This window comes from Marivita sp., assembly GCF_020055635.1.
Lineage (GTDB): Bacteria > Pseudomonadota > Alphaproteobacteria > Rhodobacterales > Rhodobacteraceae > Marivita.
In genome coordinates this window covers 1-16,824 of the sequence record NZ_JAIPUT010000038.1, presented here as the reverse complement: position 1 = coordinate 16,824, position 16,824 = coordinate 1, and the positions used below count along the sequence as shown (strand labels likewise).

The following is a 16,824-nucleotide window of genomic DNA, read 5'->3' as shown; positions in this document are numbered from 1 at the left end:
GCGGGGCAGGGTTGTCATCGGCGCGCCGTGCCGCGTAATGATCGCAAACGCCAGCAAGAGGCCAGAAAAGGACAGAGCGCATGAACATCACGCAAGACATCGTGGCCGTCATATCGGGCGGCGCCTCCGGCCTGGGCGCGGCGGCGGCGGAAACCCTGTCGCAGGCCGGTACCCGGATCGTCATCCTCGACCGCAATGCAGCCACCGGCACCGAGACCGCCTCGCGGCTGGATGGCCTGTTCATCGAGACCGATGTCAGCGACCCGAGCAGCGTGTCCGACGCCATGGCGCAGATCAGGGACCGTCACGGGGCGCTGCATGTCGCGGTCAATTGCGCGGGCATCGCCCCGGCGGCCAAGACCGTCTCGAAAGGTGCCGCGCATGACGCGCAGACCTTTGCCACCACGATCGGCGTGAACCTGATCGGCACCTTCAACGTGGCCTCGCAGGCGGCGGCGCTGATGGCCGGGAACGACCCGCTCGACGAAGACGGGTCACGCGGCGTGATCGTCAACACCGCTTCGGTTGCGGCCTATGAGGGCCAGGTCGGGCAGGTGGCCTATGCCGCCTCGAAGGGGGGCGTGGTGGGCATGACCCTGCCGATGGCGCGGGATCTGGCGCAGCTGGGCATTCGTGTCTGCGCCATTGCTCCGGGGCTGTTCAAGACACCGATGCTCGAAGGACTGCCGCAGGAAGTGCAGGACAGCCTGGGTGCGCAGGTGCCGTTCCCGTCGCGCCTCGGGGGGCCGTCCGAATATGCCCAACTCGTGCGCCATATCGTCGAGAACCAGATGCTCAACGGTGACGTGATCCGGCTGGATGGTGCCATCCGCATGGCGCCGCGCTAGGATTTCCGGCACACAAACGCGGAGTTTCCCATGTCCTTCGACGCGCTGATCGTCAGCCACGGCCAACCCTCGGCCCCCGGTGCGGGCGAGGCCGAGATCGCGACTTTGGCCGCCGCGGTGGCAGCGCATCTGCCAGACGCGCGGATCGAGGGGGTGACGCTGGCCGCGGAGGGCCGGATCGAGGCGCTGTCGGCAGAGCGCCCCGGCGCGTTGATCTACCCGATGTTCATGGCAGATGGCTGGTTCACGCAGGTGCAATTGCCGAAACGGCTGGCGGACGGGGCTGGCCCGCAACTGGTCAGCTTCGGTCTGGACTGCACCTTGCCGATGCTCGCCGCCACTTGGCTGCGGCAGGTCTGTACGGATCGGACGCTTGAACCGTCCGACACGGACCTGGTGATCGCCGGACACGGGTCCGGCAAGTCGCGCCGCGTATCCGAGGCGACCCGCGCCTTTGCAGACCGCGTGGCAACGGATTTCGGCCCGCGTTCCGTCCGCTGCGGCTTTGTCGAGGAAGACCCGTCGCTGACCGATGCGCTGTCGGGCTTGGGGTCAAACGCCATCTGCCTGCCGTTCTTTGCCGCCAGGCGGGGGCACGTGCTGGACGACCTGCCAGAGGCGGTGGCGGCGTCGGGATTCGAGGGCATCGTGCTCGACCCCATTGGCCTGCACCCGGACGTGCCCAAGATGATCGCCGATGCGCTGCTCTGGCGGGCAGGGTACCGTTCCTGATCCGACCTTTCCGTCTCCGGCAGCGCCAATCCGCTGATGCCATGCCATGTCCCGCAACAAGGAATTGACAATCATCGGCGGGGCTCGCCATTCTTGTTTTTATTTCATGCATTTCAGGAGATCTCCAATGGCGAAACCCTGGTGGAAAAGAGCCTTGGATTCAGGCCATTATGCGCGCCGTGGTCACAGCGCGGAATATATCTGGGCGGAAGGGTTCGTTCCTGCCGCCACGACCAACTTCACGGAATCAAACCGCAGCCCGGCTGACATTGACCGCGTCGTCATCCACATCACGGGTGGCGTGAACATCTCGAGCGCGGTGAGCACCTTTGCGACGTCGGAGAACGCCAACAGAACGTCCAGCCACTATGTCGTCGGTCAGGACGGTGAGGTATACCAGATGGTCAAGGAAAAGGATCGCGCCCATCACGCGGGATCAAGCGCAAATCGCAGAAGCATCGGGATCGAGCATGGCGCCAGCAACCGGAGTGGCGAAAGTCCGACCGACATCCAGTATTGGTCCTCAGCGGTGCTTGTGCGCTATCTCTGCAACAAATATGCGATTCCTCTGGACCGAACTCATATCCTGGGACACCAGGAAATAGCCACCACGAACCACAATTGTCCGGGGCCGAACTGGGACTGGGCTGGGTACATGCAGAAGATTCGGCTTTGCCATCACTTCACAAGCCTGCCGCTGCCGGTCATGTTATGAACGGATTGGCGTTTGAAAAATCGCCTTCGCGATCTGTCGAGCTTTCGGTGCGCGATTTACACCGAAGTCGCGCCGTTCTTGCCAGGAAAGGCGAACATGGTAGGCCCGGCAGGACTTGAACCCGCAACCAAAGCGTTATGAGCGCTCTGCTCTAACCAATTGAGCTACAGGCCCGCCATGTGTGTTTCAGTAGCAGACCGCCGGGGCGCGTCAAGAGGTGCGGCACGCGGATGATGGACTCGTCTGACCGCCTGCGCTAAGGCAGCCGCGACCTTCGGAGGGCGCGCAATGACAGACGGCAGGAACGGCATCACCTACGCGGATGCGGGTGTGGATATCGACGCGGGCAATGCGCTGGTCGAGCGGATCAAACCCGCGGCCAAGCGCACGGCGCGGCCGGGTGTGATGTCGGGGCTTGGCGGGTTTGGCGCGCTGTTCGACCTCAAGGGCGCGGGGTTCACCGATCCGGTGCTGGTGGCGGCGACCGATGGCGTGGGCACCAAGCTGCGCATTGCGATTGATACGGGCCATGTGGATGGCGTGGGCATCGACCTTGTTGCGATGTGCGTCAACGATCTGGTCTGTCAGGGTGCGGAGCCTTTGTTCTTTCTTGATTATTTCGCAACCGGAAAGCTGGACACCGACACGGCAGCGCGGGTGATCGAAGGCATCGCCGAGGGGTGTGCCCGGTCGGGCTGTGCCTTGATCGGGGGGGAGACGGCGGAAATGCCGGGCATGTATCCAGCGGGCGATTTCGATCTTGCAGGGTTCGCCGTGGGCGCGATGGAGCGGGGCAGCGACCTGCCCAGGGATGTGGCCGCGGGCGACGTGCTGCTGGGGCTGGCCTCGGATGGCGTGCATTCCAACGGGTACAGCCTTGTGCGCAAGCTGGTCGAGCTGTCTGGTCTTGGCTGGGACGCGCAATGTCCGTGGGCTGAAGGATCGCTGGGCGCGGCTCTGCTGACGCCGACACGGCTTTACGTGAAACAGGCACTGGCAGCGGTCAGGTCGGGCGGTGTGCATGCGCTGGCCCATATCACCGGCGGTGGTCTGACCGAGAACCTGCCGCGCGTTCTGCCCGACGGCCTTGGCGCGCAGATCGACCTCGCGTCATGGGATCTGCCACCGGTGTTCCAGTGGCTGGCGCAGACCGGCGGCATGGCAGAGACGGAACTTCTCAAGACCTTCAACTGCGGCATCGGCATGATCCTCGTGGTGGCGCCTGACACGGCAGAAGCGCTGAAAGCCACCTTGGAAGAGGCGGGTGAAACCGTGTCCGAGATCGGCACCGTGACCGGCTCGGCAGGTGTGGCCTATACGGGCGCGCTGCTTTGACGAAACGCGTTGCGATCCTGATTTCGGGTAGCGGGTCGAACATGGTGTCGCTCGCCCAGGACATGACCGGCGATCACCCGGCGCGCGCCGTTCTGGTGCTGTCGAACCGCGCCGATGCGGGCGGGCTGGACAAGGCCAGGGCGCGCGGCATTCCGACGGCCGTGGTGGATCACCGGCCCTTCGGGTCGGATCGTCCGGCCTTTGAAGCGGCTCTGAACACGGTGCTGGATCAGGCGCGGCCCGACATCATCTGCCTTGCGGGCTTCATGCGGGTGCTGACCGAAGGCTTCGTGACGCGCTGGCAGGGCAGGATGCTGAACATTCATCCGTCGCTCTTGCCGAAATACAAGGGCCTGCACACGCATCGACGCGCGATTGACGCGGGGGATGCAGAGGCGGGCTGTTCCGTGCACGAGGTCACCGCCGAACTCGATGGCGGGCAGGTTCTGGGACAGGCGCGGGTGCCGATCGAACCGAATGACACGGCAGAGGACCTGGCCGCCCGTGTGCTGGTGCAGGAACACCGGCTCTATCCGCTGGTCCTCAGGCGCTTTGCCGAAGGAAACCGCAACCGCATCGACCTGCCTTGACGGCAGAGGCCCCGACGCTAGGCAAGCCCTGGCTTTTCGTCTATACCCGTGCTGGGGTGCAGCACTCAAAAGAATAACGAACGACCCGAATTATGCACATCATCACCACGACTTCAGACTTGGCCGCGTTTTGCGAGCGCGCGGCGCAAACACCCTACGTGACCGTAGATACCGAGTTCCTGCGGGAACGGACCTATTATTCCAAGCTGTGCCTTGTCCAGCTGGCCTATCGCGGCGATGGCGAGACCGACGCGGCGCTGGTCGACCCGTTGGCCGAAGGGCTGTCGCTCGAACCGCTGCTCGATCTGTTCCGCAACCCGGACGTGGTCAAGGTGTTCCACGCGGCGCGGCAGGACCTCGAGATCTTCTACATCGATCACGGCGTGATCCCGAAACCGCTCTTCGACAGCCAGGTCGCCGCGATGGTTGCGGGATTTGGCGAACAGGTCGGCTACGAGACCCTTGTGCGCAAGATCGCCAGGCAATCGCTCGACAAGTCGTCGCGCTTCACGGACTGGTCGCGCCGGCCGCTGTCGGACAGCCAGATGACCTACGCGCTGGCGGATGTGACCCATCTGCGGGTGATCTACGAATTCCTGCGCAAGAAGCTGGCCGAGACCGGGCGCGACCGCTGGGTCGAAGAGGAAATCGCCACCTTGCTGGCGCCGGAAACCTATGTCACCCGTCCCGAAGATGCGTGGATGCGGGTCAAGACCCGGTCCAATGCGCCGCGGTTCCTGGCCATCGTCAAGGAATTGGCCAGGTTCCGCGAGATCCATGCACAGGAGCGCAACGTGCCGCGCAGCCGGGTGTTCAAGGATGATGCGCTGGTCGAACTGGCCTCGACCAAGCCCAAGGACATGGCCGAGCTGGGGCGGTCCCGGCTCCTGATGCGCGAGGCGCGCAAGGGCGAGATCGCCAACGGGATCCTGCAAGCGGTGCACCACGCCCAGAGCCTGCCCAAGGATCAGTTGCCGTCGCCCGACGCGGCCCGCCCGTCGCCGCAGGTGAACCCGGCGCTGGCAGACCTTCTGCGGGTGTTGCTCAAGGCCAAGACGGAAAGCTCGGGTGTGGCGTCCAAGCTGATCGCCACCTCGGCCGAACTGGATGCGCTGGCCTGCGGGGACCGCAATGTGCCCGCGCTGCACGGCTGGCGGCGCGAGGTGTTCGGCGACGATGCGCTGCGTCTGTGTGACGGGCGCGTGGCGCTTGCCGCGAAGGGCAAGTCCGTCGAAATCATCGAGCTTTAACGGCGCACGGTCCTGGCATTGGTGGCGCCGCGCACGGTGATCGCGCGGATGCCGCGCAGGTCCTGATCGGTGATCCACCGGGCCACCGTGACCTGCCGCGCGCGCGGTCCGACATTGCGCGGACCCAGCGATTGCAGCGCCTTGAGATCAAGCACCAGCGCCGACGGGTCCTCGCCCGTGGTGTCGGCTATCAGGCGCACGTCGAAGGGACCGGCGCGGCTGGCCTGGCCCGTGGCCCGGATGATCGCCCCGCCGGGACGGCGCTCGACCAGCAGTTCGGTGATCTCGGCAACGGGCTGGCCCTGGAAGGCTTCGGGCTGACTGCTGCGGAAGATCGAGATGCGCCGCTGCGGAATCAGCGGATTCACCTCGGCATTGGCGACATCCATCGCCGCCGGGTCGGGCTGGCTCGATCCGAACCAGTTGAGCGGATTGAAGCGCGACTCGTTTATCGCGGCGCAGCCGGTCAATGCGACGGTTGCAAGGATCAGAAGCGTCACGGGTTTGCGCATGGTCGGTCCTTTTGCCTCTAGCCCTTTCGACGTAACCGATTGCGCCGCCGTTGAAAAGCGTCAAGCCCGGGCTGGACGTTTTGCGCCGCTCTGCCTAGGTGTTCGGAAACCACACTGCATGAACAGCGAATGACCGGAGAGCCGCATGGCCAGCGAAGCCTTTGAAGACATCGTCGAGGATTTCGAGTTTCTCGATGACTGGGAAGACCGCTACCGCATGGTGATCGAACTCGGCAAGGCGATGGAGCCGTTGCCCGAGGCGTTGAAAGTGCCCGCCACCAAGGTCGAAGGCTGCGCCAGCCAAGTCTGGCTGCATCCGCAGATCGATGCCGGCCGGGTGCAGTTCGAGGGCGAGTCGGATGCGATGATCGTCAACGGCCTGATCGCCGTCCTGCGCAAGCTCTACAACGGCTTGCCGCCAGCTGAGGTCGCCGCCATCGACGCGCGCGCCGAACTGGGCCGGTTGGGGCTGAACGATCACTTGTCGGCGCAGCGGTCGAACGGCCTGCGCGCGATGATCGAGCGTTTGCAAGGGTTTGCGCGCGCCTCTTCAAGTTGAATCGAACGCCTGCGGCGTGCAGGTTCAGCGGTCCGCCCCTGCGGGTCGTCCCGCCGTTGGGGGCTCTGCCCCCAAACCCCCGGGATATTTCCGAACCGGAGAAAACAGGACCGTCCCCCATCTTCTCCGGTTTGCAAGTATCCCGGGGGAGACGCGCGCAGCGCGGCGGGGGCAGAGCCCCCCGATCACCGGTCGTTTCAGGCGTTGCCGTTGCCGGTAAAGCGCGCGGCGTCGGCGGCGGCGCGCCGGATTGCGTTCGATTTGTGGACGGTTTCCTGGTACTCGGCTTCGGGATCGCTGTCATAGACAACGCCGCCGCCGGCCTGGATGTAGAGTTTCTGGTCTTTCACCAGAGCCGTGCGCAGCGCGATGCACATGTCCATGTCCCCACCGGCGCTGAAATAGCCGACGCCGCCGCCATAGATGCCGCGCTTTTCCGGTTCCAGTTCGTCGATGATCTCCATCGCGCGGACCTTGGGTGCGCCGGACACGGTGCCGGCAGGCAGACCCGCGAGAAGGGCGGACAGGGCGTCGTGCTCTTCGCTCAGTTCGCCCACGACGTTCGACACGATATGCATGACGTGGCTGTAGCGTTCGATGATGAATTTCTCGGTTGGGCGCACAGTGCCGATTTTCGCCACGCGGCCCACGTCGTTGCGGCCCAGGTCAAGCAGCATCAGGTGTTCGGCGCATTCCTTGGCATCGCCCAGCAGATCGGCTTCGAGCGCGTCGTCCTCGGCCGGGGTCGCGCCGCGCGGGCGGGTGCCCGCGATCGGGCGGATGGTGACTTCGTTGCCGAAGACCCGCACGAGGATCTCGGGGCTCGCGCCGATCACCTGGAAACCGCCGAAATTGAAGTAGAACATGAAGGGCGACGGGTTGGTGCGCCGCAGCGAGCGGTAGAGCGCGAAGGGCGGCAGCGGGAAATCCTGGGTCCAGCGCTGCGCCGGCACGACCTGGAAGATGTCGCCGGCGCGGATGTAGTCCCTGGCCCTTTCGACCGCCTGCTTGTAGCCCTTGTGGGTGAAGTTCGACACCGGGGGCGCGATCTCGGCGGCGTCGCCCATTTCGCGGGCCTGTTGCGGCAGGGCGCGTTCGAGGTCGCGCACGGCGTCCATGACGCGCTCGGCGGCCTGGGCATAGGCGGCGCGCGCGGTCACGCCATCGGCGACCCAGGCCGGGGACACGACGGTGACCTCGCCCTTGACGCCGTCCAGCACCGCCACCACGGACGGGCGCAGCATGACCGCGTCGGGCAGGCCCAGCGGATCGGGATTGACGTTGGGCAGGTGTTCGACCAGCCGGATCATGTCGTAGCCGAGATAGCCGAAAAGCCCCGCCGCGGCCTGTGGCAGGTCGTCGGGCAGGTCGATCTTCGATTCGGCGATCAGGGCACGCAGGGTGGTGAGCGGGTCTCCGTCCTGCGGCTCGAATGCGTCGGGGTCGTAGCGGGCGGCGCGGTTGATGCGGCTTCGGGTGCCGTGGCACTGCCAGATCACGTCGGGTTTCATGCCGATGATCGAATAGCGGCCGCGCACTTCGCCGCCCGTGACGCTTTCCAGCACAAAGGCATCCTTGGCTGCCCCGGTGAGTTTCAGCATCAGCGACACCGGCGTGTCGAGATCGGCGGCGAGGCGGGCGTAGACAACCTGGTTGTGTCCGGCCTCGAAGGCGCGGGCAAAGCTGTCGAAATCGGGGGTCAGGCTGGCCATGATCTACTGGATGGCGGCGTGGACGGCGTTGATGGCGCTCTGGTTGACCTCGACCCCGGCGCGGCGCTGAACCTCTCCGGCGAAGGCGCGGAAGAGATCTTCGGCGATGCTGCCCGAGGCCTGGTTGCGCAGCGCCTGCGCGAGGCGTTCGACATCGCCGTCGGACCGGTCCACCGGGTTGATGGCGTCGAGGCGCACCAGCGTCACCTCGCCGGTGCCGGGCACGGCGCGGATGTCGCCCGGATCCATCTCGAACACGGCCGGAATCAGCGCCGGGTTGAGATCGGAAATCTGCGCGTTGCGGCCAAGGTCGGATTCCTGCTGCGGCGCGAGACCGAGATCCTCGAAGCTGCTGCCCTCTGAAAGCTGCGCGGCAAGGTCTTCGGCCTGGGTCATGAGCTGCTCGGTCTGTTGCCGGGTGTCCCAGCCCTGGCGGACGCGGTCGATCACGTCTTCCAGCGGTTGCGGCGCCGGCGGCTGAATGGCGTTCAGGCGCATTGCGAAGACGCCGCCATCGCCAAGCTGCATGACTTCGGGGAAATCGCCTTCGTTCAGATCGGCTGCTGCCTCCCGGAAGGCGTCATAGGCGGCGATGTCGCCATCGGCGCCGGGGTACCAGTTGATCTGGCCAAGCTCTGCTTCGGTGGTGGCGGCGATCTCTTCCAATGTCGCCCCGGCGGCCAGCTCGTCGTCGATGGATTGCGCCAGCGTTTCGATCACGCGCCGCGCCCGGTCGAGCGCCAGTTCGTTGCGCAGGTCCGGGCGGGCCTCTTCGAAGGAGGTGGTCTGCGCGTCGAGCACGGCGTTCACGCGGTACAGCGCCGGGCCGAGATTGGATGGCAGCGGGCCCACCACCTCGCCGGTCTCGGCGGCGAACACGCCCTCTGCTGCTTCGTCCAGCGTCTCGCGGGTGACGTCGCCCATGTCGACATCCGCCATCTCGAGCCCGCGCTCCTCGACCAGCGCCTCGAAGCTCAGGCCGTCCTGCAGGCGGTCCAGGGCCGATTGCGCGGCCTCACGGGTGCTGAAGACCAGCCGTTCGACAAGCCGGCGCTCGGGCAGGTTGAACTGGTCGCTGCGGTCTTCGTAGGCGGCGCGCAGGGCGTCCTCGTCGACCTCGACGGTGTCGATGATCATTTCGGGCGTGATCCACGCATAGGTGATGTCGCGCTGCTCGGGCAGGGTGTAGCGGTCGATATTGTCTTCGTAATAGGCTTGCAGGTCGGACTCGGACGGCTCGGGCAGGCCGGTTTGCAGGTCAGAGCCGGTCAGCCGCGCCCAGGTGAAATCGCGGGTCTCGCCGGTATAGGACAAGAGCGTGTCGATATAGGTGTCGGGCAGCGTGTTGCCCGCGATCAGCGCGCTTTGCAGGATGGTGCGGGCGGTGTCGTCGCGCAGCTGCTCCTCGAATTCGCTTTCCGACAGGTTCTGGTTGCGCAGCGCAAAGCTGTAGGCTTCGCGGTCGAAGCTGCCATCGGGACCCTGGAACGCCGGCACCTCCAGCAGTTGCTGGGCCACGACCGCGTCGCCGACCGACAGGTCGATGCGGGCGGCTTCGTTGTCGAGCCCGCGGGCGGTGATCAGCTGGGCCAGAACCTGGCGGTCAAGCCCGAGCGATTGTGCTTCCGATATCGAAACGGCGCGGCCGACCTGTGCAGAATAGGCGTTGATCTCGGACCTCAGGGCGCGGAGATAGGCCTCGGTCGAGACCTCCTTGTCGCCCACTGTCGCGACGCTGCGGGCGGTGCCGGTCAGGCTTGTCGCGCCGAAGCCTGCGAGACCGATGAAGAGAAGTCCCATCAGGATCCAGATGAAGGTTTTCGACAGCTTGCCTTTGCCCATGGCCATGCAGGTGTGCCCCTTGCGTGAGTGCGGTTTCGTGCGACGTGTCTACGCGGCGGAACCGGGGGTCGCAAGGGGCCAGTCGAGGCTCGCCAGCCGCGTAAACAGCGCCTCGATCCCGGCGCGGTCGACATTGGCGAAGGCGACGCGGAACTGGCGCGCGCCGGCGGGGTCGGTGGCGGGCATGAACATCGTGCCGGGCAGGGCCAGGACGCCGATGTCCTGCACAAGCCGCGGAGCGAGCGTGGCGCTGCTGTCGGCAAAGGGATGTTCGAGATAGGCGAAATAGGCGCCACATCCCATCAGCCGCCAGCCCTTCGCTTCGATCAGGGGCATGTGGTCGTGGATCGCCGCGCGCCGGTCGAGGATTTCTGCCCGTTCGCCCGCCAGCCAGTCGCCCAGGTTCTGCAACCCCCAGAGCGCCGCGCGCTGGCCCAGCTGCGACGGGCAGATGGTGACGGTGTCGAGGAACTTCTCGACCTCGGACAACAGCGCAGGGCCGGCGACGATCGCACCGACGCGGTGGCCGGTCAGGCGGTAGGCCTTGGAAAAGGAATAGAGCTGGATCAGCGTGTCATGCCAGTCCGGATCGGCCAGCAGCCCATGCGGCGGGCTGGGGCGGCTGTCGAAATCACGGTAGGTCTCGTCGACGATCAGCTTGATGCCGGTCTCTCGGGCAAGATCGAAGACCGCCCGCAGCGTGTCCGCAGGATATTCGACCCCGCCGGGGTTGTTCGGTGTCACCAGGGCGATGGCGCGTGTCCGGGGTGTGATGAGCGCACGGGCGTGCTGTGCGTCGGGAACGAGGTCCGGACCGGTGGACAGCGGGACGGCTGTGACGCCCGACATGTCGAGCCACATCTTGTGGTTGAAATACCAGGGGGTTGGCAGGATGACTTCATCGCCCTCGGTGCAGAGCGCCGCGATGGTGGCCGCGAAGGCCTGGTTGCAGCCCGAGGTGATGGCGACCTGGTCCGGCGTCGCGGTGCCGTGGTAATGCGCCGACCATTGCCTGGCCAGTTCGGCGCGCAAGGCGGGCAGGCCCAGCACCGGGCCGTAAAGATGCGTTTCCGGCAGTTCCAGCGCCTCGGCCATGGCGGCGCGCAGGGGCGCGGGGGGCGGCTCGACCGGTGCGGCCTGGCTCACGTTGATGAGCGGTTGGTTGTCCGGGAAGCTGACGCCCTCGAGCCAGCGGCGGGCTTCCATCACCGGGGGGGCAAACGTGGTCTGGGTGCGTGAGGTCATGCCGGTCGGATCCCATTGAGCGCCTGCGGCGCGCTGTTTTGTTCGTTTTCAGGGGCTCTGCCCCTCGGCGCGGAGCGCCTCACCCCGGGATATTTGCAAACCAGAGAAGATCAGGCCGTCAGTCCGTGCCGCGATAGGGCTCGACATATTGCAGGGCCATGTCCCAGGGGAAGAAGATCCAGGTGTCCTGGCTCACCTCGGTGATGAAGGTATCGACCTGCGGGCGGCCCATCGGCTTGGCATAGACGGTGGCGATATGGGCCTTGGGCATGTGTTTGCGCACCACTTCGAGCGTGCGGCCGGTATCGACCAGGTCGTCGACGATCAGCACCCCGGTGCCGTCGCCGACGACCTCCATGTCGGGAGACTTGATCACCTTCGGGTCGGTCTGGGTCTGGTGGTTGTAGCTTTTCACGCTGATCGTATCGACCATGCGGATGTCCAGTTCACGCGCGACGATCATCGCCGGCGCCATGCCACCGCGGGTGATCGCGACCACGGCGCGCCACGCCCCGTCATCCGGCCCTTCGCCCTGCAGGCGCCACGCAAGGGCGCGGGCGTCGCGGTGCAGCTGGTCCCAGCTGACATGGAAACCTTTTTCATGGGGCAGGCGGTCGGTCATTTCGGTTCCTTTTCGGAGATGTGTTCAGCGGTCCAATAGCAGGCGCAGACCCAGCGCGCCAAGGACCACGGAGGCCGCGCGGTCGATCCTCGGTTTCAGCCGCAGGTATCCGGCGCGCGCCGGGGGACTGGCCAGGAAGGCCGCGAAGAGCGTGTAGACGAGGGCTTCGACAGCCAGGTGGTTGAGCACGATCAGGCTTTTCTGCGCCAGCGTCAGGTCGGGCGGGAAGATCACCACCAGCACCGCGCCGGCAAAGAGCACGGATTTGGGATTCGCCAGGTTGACCAGCAGCCCGCCGAGAAAGGCGCGTGCGCCGGGACGGGCGCTGTCGGCGACCGGAAGGGTCGCGTCGCGCCAGAGCGTCACCGCGACCCAGATCAGGTAGAGCGCACCGGCGATCTTGAGCGCCAGATAGGCGACGGGCACCAGCGCAAAGACCGCGTTCAGGCCCAGAAGCGCGGCACCGGTCCAGAGGGCGGCCATCGTGCCGAGGCCCAGCCCGGTCGCCACGCCCGCCGCGAATCCGCCCGCCACCGACTGGCGCAGCGCGTAGAGAAGCGCCGGGCCGGGGGCCGCCATCGCGGCGAGCAGGGTCAGATTGAAGGCGACGAACTGGGCCGTGGTCACGGGCGGTTATTCCTTGGTGATGTCCGGCGCGTCGACCGCCTTCATGCCGACCACGTGGTAGCCCGCATCGACATGGTGGGTTTCGCCGGTCACACCCGAGCCGAGATCGGAGAGCAGGTACAGCGCCGATTTGCCGACATCGTCGATGGTCACGTTGCGGCGCAGCGGCGAATTGTACTCGTTCCACTTCATGATATAGCGAAAATCGCCGATGCCACTGGCCGCCAGCGTCTTGATCGGGCCGGCGGAGATCGCGTTGACGCGGATGCCGTCCTTGCCGAGGTCTTCGGCCAGGTAGCGAACGGACGATTCAAGCGCCGCCTTGGCGACACCCATCACGTTGTAATGCGGCATGATGCGTTCGGCACCGTAATAGGTCATGGTGAGGGCCGCGCCGCCATTGGTCATCATCTTTTCGGCGCGCTGCATCACCGAGGTGAAGGAATAGACCGAGATGTCCATCGTCATCAGGAAGTTGTCGCGGCTGGTGTCGACATAGCGGCCGCGCAGTTCGGACTTGTCGGAAAAGCCGATCGCATGGACCAGGAAGTCAAGGCTGTCCCACCGGGTCTTCAGGTCCGAGAACAGGGAATCGATCGAGGCTTCGTCGCCGACATCACAGGGCAGGACGATGTCGGACCCGAGCTTGGCCGCAAGCGGATCGACGCGTTTCTTCAGCGCGTCGCCCTGGTACGAAAAGGCCAGTTCCGCACCCGCTTCGCCCAAGGCGCGGGCAATGCCCCATGCAATGGATTTGTCATTGGCAAGGCCCATGACAAGCCCGCGCTTTCCCGCCATTATTTCGCTCTGCATGGTCCCGGTGCCTCTTGTTGGTCTGTGTTCCCTTCGTTTAGGCGATGGGCGCTGGCCCGGCAAGGCTGAGAGTGGCCGGACACGGGTTGCGTTCCATTTCCGACACGAGGCATGGTGGACGGGCCGGGCGCGTCGTGGCCCTGGCGCCGCAATCTTCGGGAGACTGACATGAGTGATCGCACAGGGATTTTTGCGGGCGACGATCCGTTCGAGATCGCGCGCGCCTGGCTGAGCGAAGCCGAACAGACCGAGCTCAACGATCCCAACGCCATCGCGTTGTCGACGGTCGATGCGGACGGGATGCCAAATGCGCGCATGGTCCTGCTGAAAGAGATCGAGCCGGACGCGTTCGTCTTCTACACCAATTACGACAGCCGGAAGGGAGAAGAGATCCGGGCGGCCGGCAAGGCGGCATTCGTCGTGCACTGGAAATCGCTGCGCCGTCAGATTCGGGTGCGGGGCACGGTGACCCGCGAAGAGGGCGAAAAGGCGGATGCCTATTACGCGTCCCGGTCCCTGAAGAGCCGCCTTGGCGCCTGGGCCTCGAAACAGTCGCGGCCCCTGGCCTCGCGGACGGAGCTGATGGCCGAAGTGGCAAAGCTGACGCCAAAGTTGGGAACAAATCCGTCGCGTCCACCGTTCTGGGGAGGATTCCGCATTCATCCGACGGAGATAGAATTCTGGGCTGACGGCGCGTTCCGGTTGCATGACCGGTTCCGCTGGGAACGTGTTGCCAACGAAGAGTCTTGGAAAATCAGCCGATTAAATCCTTGACGCTCACGTCACGTGAAATGTGGGATGGCATTCCGGCATATTTTTCCTAGAGTCTGGGCTTGCAAACACCGGCGGGGAGGACGAAGTCCGGGATGGGAATTTGACGTTGGAAGAAATCGTGGAACAATCACAGAAACCTGACACGCGCGTCTCAGGTCATGTGAAGTGGTTTGATCCGGCCAAGGGATTTGGCTTTCTGGTCGCCGACGAGGGCGGGCCGGACATACTGCTTCATGCGAACGTGCTCCGAAACTACGGTCAGGGATCGGTCGCCGATGGCGCGCGGATAGATGTGGTCGTGCAGACCACCAGCCGTGGCTTGCAGGCGGTCGAGGTGCTCGGGATCACGCCGCCGGACATGCCCGACATCGCGCCGCTGGAGGATTTCAGTGGTGTGTCGCCGGACGAGATCGCGGCCGCCCCCCTGGAGCCGGCCCGGGTGAAGTGGTTCGACAAGGCCAAGGGATTCGGATTTGCCAATGTGTTTGGCCGGGGCGAGGATGTCTTTATCCATGTCGAGGTCTTGCGCCGTTCCGGGCTTTCGGATTTGTTTCCGGGTGAGGCCCTGGCGCTGCGGTCGATCAGCAGCAGTCGCGGGCGTATGGCTGTAGAGGTTCTTGCATGGGAAAGTGGATTGGCCTGAGTGCAGCGCTTGCGATCATCGCGTCGCAGGCAGTTGCAGAAGAGGTCTGTCGCGACGACACCGTTTTCCTCAGGGGAGACTGGGGCAGCGCGCGGTTCACCGTCGACGTGGTCGACACGCCGGAGTCGCGCAGCCGGGGTCTGATGTTCGTCGAAGACATGCCGACGATGGCGGGCATGCTGTTCGTCTATGAGCGCGCGCAAAGTGTCTCGTTCTGGATGAAGAACACGCTCATTCCGCTGGACATGATCTTTGCGGATGAGGCCGGCGTGGTGCAGCGGGTGCATGACAATGCGGTGCCCGGCGATCTGACCTCCATTCCAGGCGGATCCGGCATCCGGTTCGTGCTCGAGATCAACGGCGGCATGGCGGAGCGGCTGGGCATCGACCCGGGCACCGAGATGCGGCATCCGGCGATTCCCGCCGAGACCGCAAGCTGGGCCTGCGCCTCTTGAGGCCGGTCGGAAAAAACCGCTTTTCAAACCTGACAGTGACCGCTAAACGACGCCATCAGTCGGGGCGTAGCGCAGCCTGGTAGCGCGACGGTTTTGGGTACCGTAGGTCGCAAGTTCGAATCTTGCCGTCCCGACCACTTTCCTTTCAACTCGATTGGCTGTTTTCCGGGCACACCGCGCTTTCGGGCGCGTGCGATGTGCGTTGCCGGTTGTGCGTGTGCATCGCGCCACAGGGGCACCCATCCGGGGATTCGTCGCGGCGCCCGTGCTGGGCACGCCAAATCGCGCGATCCGGCTTCGGGCTGCCTCTGAAAGCCTGTGGATAACTTTCTGGGAACGCTGAAAATTCCGGTCCGATGCTTATCCACAGATCTATACAGACCTGATCCACAGTTGAATCACCAGCGGTTGTGTCTTCTCCGCCGGTCAACCCAAAATCTATGGCAAACTTGGTAAAAAACGTGTTGACGGGAGCCCTCGCTTTCCGTCAATTTGTGCAGGTCGGATAGATAAACCACTATATGTAGTGTTTACACCGACGCAGGGACGGGAAAACCGGATACAAGCCTTGAGGCGCTTCGTCTGCACGCATTGCCGCGCGCGGACCCGGTAAACTCGTGTCTTTCGCGGTCCCGAGAGGGCCATGGGGTAACATAAGAAAAGAGACCGGGTGCGATGAAAATCGAAAGAAAATTCACAAAAGCGGGGCAGGATGCATATGCGGGGATCGAGTTTGTCTCGACCACCTCCGAAATCCGCAATCCGGACGGCACCGTTGTCTTCAAGCTGGATAATGTCGAAGTGCCGTCCACCTGGAGCCAGGTGGCCAGCGATGTCATCGCGCAGAAGTATTTCCGCAAGGCGGGCGTTCCGGTCTCGTTGAAGAAGATCAAGGAGAAGGGCGTTCCCAGCTTCCTGTGGCGCGCGGCCCCGGCGGGTGACGATACCGAACGCACCGGCGAGACCTCCTCCAAGCAGGTGTTCGACCGTCTGGCCGGCGCCTGGACCTATTGGGGCTGGAAAGGCGGCTATTTCACCACTGAAGAAGACGCGCAGGCCTATTTCGATGAAATGCGTTTCATGCTGGCAACCCAGAAAGCGGCACCGAACAGCCCGCAATGGTTCAACACCGGTCTGCACTGGGCCTACGGCATCGACGGCCCGAGCCAGGGCCATTTCTACGTCGACTACAAGACAGGCGAACTGACCAAATCCTCCTCGGCCTATGAGCACCCGCAGCCCCATGCGTGCTTCATCCAGTCGGTCTCGGACGATCTGGTCGGCGATGGCGGCATCATGGACCTCTGGGTCCGCGAGGCGCGCCTGTTCAAGTACGGCTCCGGCACCGGCACGAACTTCAGCTCGCTGCGCGCGGCGAACGAGCCGCTGTCGGGTGGCGGCAAGTCGTCGGGCCTGATGGGCTTTCTCAAGATCGGTGACCGCGCGGCGGGCGCCATCAAGTCGGGCGGCACCACGCGCCGCGCGGCCAAGATGGTGATCTGCGATGCCGATCACCCCGATATCGAGGAATTCATCAACTGGAAGGTCAA

The 16,824-nt window shown here is 64.7% G+C and carries 17 protein-coding genes, 2 tRNA genes and 1 pseudogene; 12 read left to right on the top strand and 8 right to left on the bottom strand.

Annotation, left to right across the window (positions count from 1 at the left end; all coding sequences use genetic code 11):
- The first annotated feature begins 80 nt into the window (after nucleotides 1–80).
- The 3 genes from LCF60_RS16365 (at nucleotide 81) to LCF60_RS16355 (ending at nucleotide 2,295) form a co-directional block, all read left to right on the top strand.
- Nucleotides 81–848: an SDR family NAD(P)-dependent oxidoreductase gene (locus LCF60_RS16365; RefSeq protein WP_292293203.1), complete on the top strand. Its 768-nt coding sequence runs from the start codon at nucleotides 81–83 to the stop codon at nucleotides 846–848.
- 30 nt (nucleotides 849–878) lie between these two features.
- Nucleotides 879–1,580 (top strand): CbiX/SirB N-terminal domain-containing protein, encoded by a 702-nt coding sequence (locus tag LCF60_RS16360; RefSeq protein ID WP_292293202.1) that lies wholly within the window; start codon nucleotides 879–881, stop codon nucleotides 1,578–1,580.
- A 127-nt stretch (nucleotides 1,581–1,707) separates the two neighbouring features.
- On the top strand, nucleotides 1,708–2,295 hold the full coding sequence (locus LCF60_RS16355) for a peptidoglycan recognition family protein (protein WP_292293200.1): 588 nt from the start codon (nucleotides 1,708–1,710) through the stop codon (nucleotides 2,293–2,295).
- A gap of 97 nt (nucleotides 2,296–2,392) precedes the next feature.
- Here the strand turns inward: LCF60_RS16355 and LCF60_RS16350 are convergent.
- Nucleotides 2,393–2,469 (bottom strand) — tRNA-Ile (locus tag LCF60_RS16350).
- 114 nt (nucleotides 2,470–2,583) lie between these two features.
- Between LCF60_RS16350 and purM the strand changes: the two genes are divergently transcribed.
- From purM to rnd, 3 genes are all read left to right on the top strand, one after another.
- Complete coding sequence (gene purM, locus LCF60_RS16345; RefSeq protein ID WP_292293198.1) at nucleotides 2,584–3,630, top strand: phosphoribosylformylglycinamidine cyclo-ligase; 1,047 nt, start codon at nucleotides 2,584–2,586, stop codon at nucleotides 3,628–3,630.
- Nucleotides 3,627–4,220 carry a phosphoribosylglycinamide formyltransferase gene (gene purN, locus LCF60_RS16340; protein ID WP_292293197.1) on the top strand — a complete coding sequence of 198 codons (594 nt, stop codon included), beginning with the start codon at nucleotides 3,627–3,629 and terminating at the stop codon, nucleotides 4,218–4,220. Before purM ends, purN begins: the two co-directional genes overlap by 4 nt.
- A gap of 92 nt (nucleotides 4,221–4,312) precedes the next feature.
- Nucleotides 4,313–5,470, top strand: a complete 1,158-nt coding sequence (gene rnd / locus LCF60_RS16335; protein ID WP_292293196.1) for a ribonuclease D — start codon at nucleotides 4,313–4,315, stop codon at nucleotides 5,468–5,470.
- Here rnd and LCF60_RS16330 read toward each other — a convergent pair.
- Nucleotides 5,467–5,982, bottom strand: a complete 516-nt coding sequence (locus LCF60_RS16330) for a hypothetical protein (RefSeq protein WP_292293194.1) — start codon at nucleotides 5,980–5,982, stop codon at nucleotides 5,467–5,469. The genes rnd and LCF60_RS16330 overlap by 4 nt on opposite strands.
- Nucleotides 5,983–6,127: 145 nt before the next feature.
- Between LCF60_RS16330 and LCF60_RS16325 the strand changes: the two genes are divergently transcribed.
- Complete coding sequence (locus LCF60_RS16325; protein WP_292293193.1) at nucleotides 6,128–6,541, top strand: SufE family protein; 414 nt, start codon at nucleotides 6,128–6,130, stop codon at nucleotides 6,539–6,541.
- A 197-nt stretch (nucleotides 6,542–6,738) separates the two neighbouring features.
- On the opposite strand, the gene trpE is transcribed toward LCF60_RS16325, so the two are convergent.
- From trpE to fabI, 6 genes are all read right to left on the bottom strand, one after another.
- Entirely contained in the window at nucleotides 6,739–8,253 is a 1,515-nt protein-coding gene (gene trpE, locus LCF60_RS16320; protein WP_292293191.1) for an anthranilate synthase component I, read from the bottom strand.
- A 3-nt stretch (nucleotides 8,254–8,256) separates the two neighbouring features.
- On the bottom strand, nucleotides 8,257–10,101 hold the full coding sequence (locus LCF60_RS16315) for a peptidyl-prolyl cis-trans isomerase (protein WP_292293189.1): 1,845 nt from the start codon (nucleotides 10,099–10,101) through the stop codon (nucleotides 8,257–8,259).
- Between the two features lie 42 nt (nucleotides 10,102–10,143).
- Nucleotides 10,144–11,340, bottom strand: coding sequence for an aminotransferase (locus LCF60_RS16310; protein ID WP_292293188.1), 1,197 nt, complete (start codon nucleotides 11,338–11,340; stop codon nucleotides 10,144–10,146).
- Between the two features lie 118 nt (nucleotides 11,341–11,458).
- Nucleotides 11,459–11,962 (bottom strand): xanthine phosphoribosyltransferase, encoded by a 504-nt coding sequence (gene gpt / locus LCF60_RS16305; RefSeq protein ID WP_292293187.1) that lies wholly within the window; start codon nucleotides 11,960–11,962, stop codon nucleotides 11,459–11,461.
- Between the two features lie 24 nt (nucleotides 11,963–11,986).
- Nucleotides 11,987–12,589, bottom strand: a complete 603-nt coding sequence (locus LCF60_RS16300; RefSeq protein WP_292293186.1) for a LysE family transporter — start codon at nucleotides 12,587–12,589, stop codon at nucleotides 11,987–11,989.
- Nucleotides 12,590–12,595: 6 nt separating this feature from the next.
- Nucleotides 12,596–13,402, bottom strand: a complete 807-nt coding sequence (gene fabI / locus LCF60_RS16295; protein WP_292293185.1) for an enoyl-ACP reductase FabI — start codon at nucleotides 13,400–13,402, stop codon at nucleotides 12,596–12,598.
- A 168-nt stretch (nucleotides 13,403–13,570) separates the two neighbouring features.
- On the opposite strand from fabI, the gene pdxH reads away from it, so the two are divergent.
- From pdxH to LCF60_RS16270, 5 genes and pseudogenes are all read left to right on the top strand, one after another.
- Nucleotides 13,571–14,176, top strand: a complete 606-nt coding sequence (gene pdxH, locus LCF60_RS16290) for a pyridoxamine 5'-phosphate oxidase (protein ID WP_292293184.1) — start codon at nucleotides 13,571–13,573, stop codon at nucleotides 14,174–14,176.
- Between the two features lie 118 nt (nucleotides 14,177–14,294).
- Nucleotides 14,295–14,819, top strand: a complete 525-nt coding sequence (locus tag LCF60_RS16285) for a cold shock domain-containing protein (protein ID WP_292293233.1) — start codon at nucleotides 14,295–14,297, stop codon at nucleotides 14,817–14,819.
- A complete protein-coding gene (locus tag LCF60_RS16280) occupies nucleotides 14,798–15,274 on the top strand; it encodes a DUF192 domain-containing protein (protein WP_292293182.1) in 477 nt (158 codons plus the stop codon). Before LCF60_RS16285 ends, LCF60_RS16280 begins: the two co-directional genes overlap by 22 nt.
- A gap of 60 nt (nucleotides 15,275–15,334) precedes the next feature.
- Nucleotides 15,335–15,411 (top strand) — tRNA-Pro (locus LCF60_RS16275).
- Between the two features lie 538 nt (nucleotides 15,412–15,949).
- A pseudogene (locus LCF60_RS16270) lies at nucleotides 15,950–16,824 on the top strand (vitamin B12-dependent ribonucleotide reductase); the annotation flags it as partial.

Bases quoted from the DNA above. Each gene is read 5' to 3' on its own strand.
- LCF60_RS16365 (WP_292293203.1), top strand. From the start codon at position 81: ATGAACATCACGCAAGACATCGTGGCCGTCATATCGGGCGGCGCCTCC.
- LCF60_RS16360 (WP_292293202.1), top strand. From the start codon at position 879: ATGTCCTTCGACGCGCTGATCGTCAGCCACGGCCAACCCTCGGCCCCC.
- LCF60_RS16355 (WP_292293200.1), top strand. From the start codon at position 1,708: ATGGCGAAACCCTGGTGGAAAAGAGCCTTGGATTCAGGCCATTATGCG.
- purM (WP_292293198.1), top strand. From the start codon at position 2,584: ATGACAGACGGCAGGAACGGCATCACCTACGCGGATGCGGGTGTGGAT.
- rnd (WP_292293196.1), top strand. From the start codon at position 4,313: ATGCACATCATCACCACGACTTCAGACTTGGCCGCGTTTTGCGAGCGC.
- LCF60_RS16330 (WP_292293194.1), bottom strand. From the start codon at position 5,982: ATGCGCAAACCCGTGACGCTTCTGATCCTTGCAACCGTCGCATTGACC.
- LCF60_RS16325 (WP_292293193.1), top strand. From the start codon at position 6,128: ATGGCCAGCGAAGCCTTTGAAGACATCGTCGAGGATTTCGAGTTTCTC.
- trpE (WP_292293191.1), bottom strand. From the start codon at position 8,253: ATGGCCAGCCTGACCCCCGATTTCGACAGCTTTGCCCGCGCCTTCGAG.
- LCF60_RS16315 (WP_292293189.1), bottom strand. From the start codon at position 10,101: ATGGCCATGGGCAAAGGCAAGCTGTCGAAAACCTTCATCTGGATCCTG.
- LCF60_RS16310 (WP_292293188.1), bottom strand. From the start codon at position 11,340: ATGACCTCACGCACCCAGACCACGTTTGCCCCCCCGGTGATGGAAGCC.
- gpt (WP_292293187.1), bottom strand. From the start codon at position 11,962: ATGACCGACCGCCTGCCCCATGAAAAAGGTTTCCATGTCAGCTGGGAC.
- fabI (WP_292293185.1), bottom strand. From the start codon at position 13,402: ATGCAGAGCGAAATAATGGCGGGAAAGCGCGGGCTTGTCATGGGCCTT.
- pdxH (WP_292293184.1), top strand. From the start codon at position 13,571: ATGAGTGATCGCACAGGGATTTTTGCGGGCGACGATCCGTTCGAGATC.
- LCF60_RS16280 (WP_292293182.1), top strand. From the start codon at position 14,798: ATGGGAAAGTGGATTGGCCTGAGTGCAGCGCTTGCGATCATCGCGTCG.